Source organism: Bartonella sp. AP280QHHD (assembly GCF_042196125.1).
Taxonomy (GTDB): Bacteria; Pseudomonadota; Alphaproteobacteria; order Rhizobiales; family Rhizobiaceae; genus Bartonella.
Genome location: NZ_JBHIPQ010000014.1, coordinates 1 through 5,167, shown reverse-complemented (window position 1 = coordinate 5,167; position 5,167 = coordinate 1). Strand labels below are relative to the sequence as shown.

Genomic DNA, 5,167 nt, shown 5'->3' with positions numbered 1-5,167 from the left:
TTGAATCAATTCATATCACTTGCTTGCACGTCAAAAGCGGGGCTGGTGTGTGGGTAAAATTTATATAAGAAAGGACTAAAAATGGCTCTTATGAACCGTCTTAATGCAAGATCTGTCGCAACATTGGGGGCTGGCAAATATAATGATGGTGCCGGCTTGTTACTTCATAAGCGTAAAGATGGGGGTGCTCAATGGCTTTATCGTTATACCATTCATGGACGCCGTCGTGAAATGGGCTTGGGTGCATTAAGACATGTTTCTTTAAAAAAAGCGCGTGAATTGGCAAATCAATGGCGTTCTGTTTTGCATGAGGGTCGTGACCCCATTAAAGAACGCAATAAACAAAAGCGTGAAGCAATGCGTAATCTTCATTATTTAAAAGATATTGCTTTGGATACTTTTGAAAGTCGTAAAGCTGAATTAAAAGGGGATGGTAAAAATGGAAACTGGTTTTCACCCTTAAAACTTCATATTCTCCCTAAATTAGGCTGTCTACCCGTTTCAGAGATTACCNAATTAAAAGGGGATGGTAAAAATGGAAACTGGTTTTCACCCTTAAAACTTCATATTCTCCCTAAATTAGGCTGTCTACCCGTTTCAGAGATTACCCAAACAGAGATACGCAATACCCTTTCTCCCATTTGGCATACAAAGGCTGTAATTGCTCGAACAGCATTGATACGTCTTAATCTTTGTCTCAAACATGCGGCTGCATTAGGTGTAGATGTTGATTTACAAGCTGTAGAAAAAGCAAAAGCTCTCTTAGGCAAACAACGTCATAAAAAACAAAGCTTACCAGCCATGGATTGGAGAGATGTGCCGGCTTTTTATAAAACACTCTGTGAAGCATCAACCATAACACAACTGGCTTTGCGTTTGCTTATTCTGACAGGTGTTCGTACCAATCCTTTACGTCATATTCGTGAAGATCAGATTGAAGGTGATATATGGACAATCCCTGCTGAGAATATGAAAGGCAAGCGTGATGCCACAACAGAGTTTCGCGTGCTCCTATCATCTGAAGCAATAAAAGTAATTGAACAAGCCCGCTGTATCTCTAAAAGTGATTTCATCTTTTCACTTACCGGTCGTGATCCTCTTTCACATACGATGATGGCGGCGTATATGAGAAAAAATAAAATTGAAGCTTGCCCCCATGGTTTTCGCTCTAGTTTACGCGATTGGCTAGCAGAAACAACCGATGCCCCCTATGAGGTCGCTGAAACTATTCTAAGTCATACAGTCGGAGGACAAGTAGAGCGTGCTTATCGTCGTACGGACTATCTAGAACAGCGCCGTGTTTATATGGATAAATGGGCGGCTTATGTCACGGGTCAGACCTAAAATATGGGGTGAATAACCCCATTATCTGTGGATAACTTTAGCTCTCTTGTCTCTCATTCTTTCTCAATAAGATTCATCACGTATTACATCAGAAATTATATGATAAATATTGTTTTCTATAAATAAAATACCTTCAAAAATGAACAAAAATGTGGTTAATAAATGGTTATGATTTGTTACCATTTTTATAGTGAAAGGATTTTAATATGACAGAAAATGATATTCTTTTAACAGACCGTGAAAGTGCAAAATTGCTTCATATGAGTGTCTCAACATTTCGCCGTCATGTAACTAATGGCTCTCTCCCCAAACCCCTAAAATTTGGTTTTTTATCGCGTTGGTTACAATCGGATCTTTTGAATGTCATCGAGCAAGCAAAACAGCAACGTTATAACGACGCGGCATAAAAAGAAAACCTTGTCACGTAAGAACGGACAAGGCTTTCTCTGCTTAAGCAAGACTTAAGGCTGGCATTCAAGTTGTTCTGAATGTTTTTTACAATAAGGGCTATTTAAGCGTCTCTCAACACTTCGCTGAGGCATGACAGCACCAGGACGACATATGGGAAGGTTGTCCGATTTATGATTTTCACACCAATCTTGTATTGTAAAGCTAGGGCGAAAACCTGATTGCGCCATACACATTTCAATACTGGCAAATTGATTCAAATCTAGCGCCACAACCTTATTAAAGTCCGGTACTCCACATTCTAAAAGTATTTTATTTCTCCATAATGCTGGAGAAAGTGAGGGAATTGAGTTAACACATCCAGTGATACTTAACAGAGCTATACAACTCAATAGTTTTAAGATTTTCTTCATTATTCCCCTCTTTCAATGGATTTATTTACAATAAAAAAGCTCATAAGCCTGTTGATATTTCCTGTCACCGCTGCTTAAAACAACGGTGAACAATATTGAGATGATTGGTTGAGAAAACAATCGCGCCATTCCAAGCAAAAGCAAGGATAAGGGATTGTTGATCATCACCAATAGAAACACTTAAGGTTGGCATTTGCGACTATTTTTATATTTTTTACAAAAAGGGCTGTTTAAGCGCTTCTTGACACTGCGCTGTGGTATGACAGCACCTGGACGACAAGCCGGAAGATTCTTTCCTTGAAAATTCTCACACCACGTTCCTGCCTCTGTATCTTTATAGCGGAATCCTGATTGAACCATACAAGAATCAATAAACGCCTTTTTATTTAAACTTAACTTTCTATTTTCTGGATCCTTATCATAAGGGGTTGGCATTCCACATTCTAATAAGGCTTTTCCTACCTCAGTAAAATCAGTAACACCATTTTTCTCCCACGCGCTCAAATATCCTCCAGGAGTTTTATTAAACTGACATCCAGCTATACTTAACAAAGTTACAGCGCTTAATAATTTTAAAGTTTGTTTCATTTTTTCCTCCATGATTTAATTCAAGGTTTTTGTTTTAAATGAGATGAGCCATACCTTTTTTGGCATTTTTGACCCGCATCTCCAAGACAGGTATGGGAGCTTATGGGATTCATGATCACTCTCCACCATTCTTTCCACCAGTTACTGCCAGCAGGTATTGTCTCGTAAGTATAGCCATTGCCGCCAATAATTCTGCTGACAAAGTCGTATCTATTCCCATCAAAGCCAACAATGGTTTGTTTGCCGTCACTCACATAACCTAACAGACCGGATGCAACTAAAACATTAAAGGCTGGTCCATAGAGATTGATAGTCGTGTTTTCGTTGGCTATACCGTGAACACCTTCTTGTTTGAAAGAATTCAGCATATTCCCCAATGTCATCGTCCCACGGCTATGTCCATAAAGTTCTAATCCTGTAAGACCATAGCTATACATCAAATCTTTTGCTTCTTGTGTGGAATTGGTCAAACCCCAAAAGTTATTTTCCATAAACTTTTGATAGCCCGCGACTAGAAGTTCTGAGATAGCAGAATCAGCTTCTGGGAACACAACAAAATAAAGCGGTTCATTTTTATTCTCCGCATGTTGCTCTGCATAAACAGCAGCTTCATAGGGTGGCGTAAAGATGCCATTAAAGGACACATGCACTTTGCCATCAGAGCCTTCTTGCAAATGCTGCTTTTCTTCATCCGTTAAATAATGGAACTTGGGGATTTTTTGTCCACGAGCGTCTTCTATAGGCTCCCCATTTTCATCTTTTTTATAGATTATATTGCCCTTTTCATCACGGTCGACCACGGCAATGGGGTGCTCTTTGATAAACATGGTTTTATAGGAGTCATCGCTGTATTTAAACCCTTCTTCCAACAATTGCGTTGCCATTTCGCGGTTTTCATGGACGATTTGTTCCAGCTTGCCTACATCGAGCTGTTGTACACCCTTATGGGCGCTAGCAGTATCCCGATTAAGGGAGGCTATGGCTTGTTCCACGTCTTGTCCTGTCAACGCCTTCTGCCCTGCTTCATCAGTAATGACGATAGTGCCATTGCTGATAGCGGATTTGGTATATCCTTCCTCTGAATCTTTAGCTTTTGAATGATCTAAGACATTTTTAGCAATGTTTTTCCCGACACCATATTTGCCCTGATACATCGGACCACCCGCCGAAATGCTTAAACCTTGACTGCTGGCTTGAGCATGCGCACTGTTGCTGATATCATTGGTACTAATGCTTCCTGTGGTCAGGCTGTTTTTTTCTGCCGGCGCGGTGCTTTCAATAATACCTCCGGTCAGCGTTGTTTTATCTTTAACGTTGATCTTAAAACCACCATCACCCGCTTTGATGCCTGATTGTTCCACAACACTATGATAATCACTAGAGGATTTATCCTTGTTCAAGGAAATATTGGTTGTGGCTGTACCTTCCTTTTCTCGGCTATTATAACCAATGGAAACAGAGTTTTGCTTGCTGGAACTTTGTCCCGTATCACTGCGGCTGACAACGGTAAAATCACCCCCTACTTCCATTTCTACACGCTCTCCAGAAACCACGGCGCCTGCCAATGTGGTGTTTGCACCACTCGTTGTGTGAACTGTGCCGGTGCCAATAATATGGCTGTTCTTCTGGTGAACCTCCTCACTGGAACCCTTGCCTTTACCAAAAGAAGCATTCCCCATCCACCCTGTACCACCGGTACCATAACTATACCCAATATTCATTGAAGCGCTTTGCGTGTGGTTTTCTGTGCTTTGCGTATTTTGCGCACTTTCAAAGATGATATCTTTACCTGCTCCCATGGTGATATTCCCGCTCTGTTCATCATTGCTTTGCATCGGGTTTGTACCAGCGATAATATCGGCTCCAACACCATGGATGCTACCTTTGTGGGCTTGCATATTAACAGCGCGTCCTGCTTCTATTGTACCTGTTACCGCAGTAGAGGTCTGAACAGAGGCTTCTGCCTTCTCTGTCTTAAAGCCCACGGTTACGCTAGCAGAAACATCAGCAATATCACGAATAGACTGTTTGTTTCCACCTTTCATCCCATTATAAAGACCTTTGCCTTTGCTATAGAGATCATAGCCTTTTAGACCAGCAATAAGACCATTGCCGATTTTGTGTTTTGTATCCCCATGACCAAAACGTTTGACTGCATCCTTTACATCTTTTACTGTACCAAGAATACCCACATTGACAGAGCCTGTCACACCAGCAAAAGACTTTTCATGCTTTTCTTTTGCGTTAGAGGTATCATAGCTTTCTGATAGGGTGATATTATTGCCGGCATCCATGTTGACATCACGATCCGCCGAAACAATGGCTGCTTGCATATTCACATCATTGTCAGCAGTAATCTGCACATCTTGGCGTGCCGTGATGTGTGATTGTGTGGAAGTATTTTCCCATTGATC

6 protein-coding genes are annotated in these 5,167 nt (G+C 41.1%); 2 read left to right on the top strand and 4 right to left on the bottom strand.

Going from position 1 to position 5,167, the window contains the following annotated elements:
* Positions 1-81: 81 nt before the first annotated feature.
* Together ACFIMK_RS00980 and ACFIMK_RS00975 are read left to right on the top strand one after the other, a co-directional pair.
* Positions 82-1,344, top strand: coding sequence for a tyrosine-type recombinase/integrase (locus ACFIMK_RS00980; RefSeq protein WP_375693501.1), 1,263 nt, complete (start codon positions 82-84; stop codon positions 1,342-1,344).
* A 206-nt stretch (positions 1,345-1,550) separates the two neighbouring features.
* A complete protein-coding gene (locus tag ACFIMK_RS00975; RefSeq protein ID WP_015856172.1) occupies positions 1,551-1,751 on the top strand; it encodes an AlpA family transcriptional regulator in 201 nt (66 codons plus the stop codon).
* A 54-nt stretch (positions 1,752-1,805) separates the two neighbouring features.
* On the opposite strand, the gene ACFIMK_RS00970 is transcribed toward ACFIMK_RS00975, so the two are convergent.
* The 4 genes from ACFIMK_RS00970 to ACFIMK_RS00955 all read right to left on the bottom strand — a co-directional run.
* Positions 1,806-2,165, bottom strand: coding sequence for a hypothetical protein (locus ACFIMK_RS00970; RefSeq protein ID WP_375693500.1), 360 nt, complete (start codon positions 2,163-2,165; stop codon positions 1,806-1,808).
* A gap of 64 nt (positions 2,166-2,229) precedes the next feature.
* Positions 2,230-2,358 carry a hypothetical protein gene (locus ACFIMK_RS00965; RefSeq protein ID WP_375630430.1) on the bottom strand — a complete coding sequence of 43 codons (129 nt, stop codon included), beginning with the start codon at positions 2,356-2,358 and terminating at the stop codon, positions 2,230-2,232.
* Positions 2,346-2,753, bottom strand: a complete 408-nt coding sequence (locus ACFIMK_RS00960) for a hypothetical protein (protein WP_375624302.1) — start codon at positions 2,751-2,753, stop codon at positions 2,346-2,348. Before ACFIMK_RS00960 ends, ACFIMK_RS00965 begins: the two co-directional genes overlap by 13 nt.
* Positions 2,754-2,773: 20 nt before the next feature.
* Positions 2,774-5,167, bottom strand: a 2,394-nt coding sequence (locus tag ACFIMK_RS00955) for a hemagglutinin repeat-containing protein (protein WP_375683624.1), incomplete at its 5' end; no start/stop codon positions are given.

Bases quoted from the DNA above. Each gene is read 5' to 3' on its own strand.
- ACFIMK_RS00975 (WP_015856172.1), top strand. From the start codon at position 1,551: ATGACAGAAAATGATATTCTTTTAACAGACCGTGAAAGTGCAAAATTG.
- ACFIMK_RS00970 (WP_375693500.1), bottom strand. From the start codon at position 2,165: ATGAAGAAAATCTTAAAACTATTGAGTTGTATAGCTCTGTTAAGTATC.
- ACFIMK_RS00965 (WP_375630430.1), bottom strand. From the start codon at position 2,358: ATGCCAACCTTAAGTGTTTCTATTGGTGATGATCAACAATCCCTTATC.
- ACFIMK_RS00960 (WP_375624302.1), bottom strand. From the start codon at position 2,753: ATGAAACAAACTTTAAAATTATTAAGCGCTGTAACTTTGTTAAGTATA.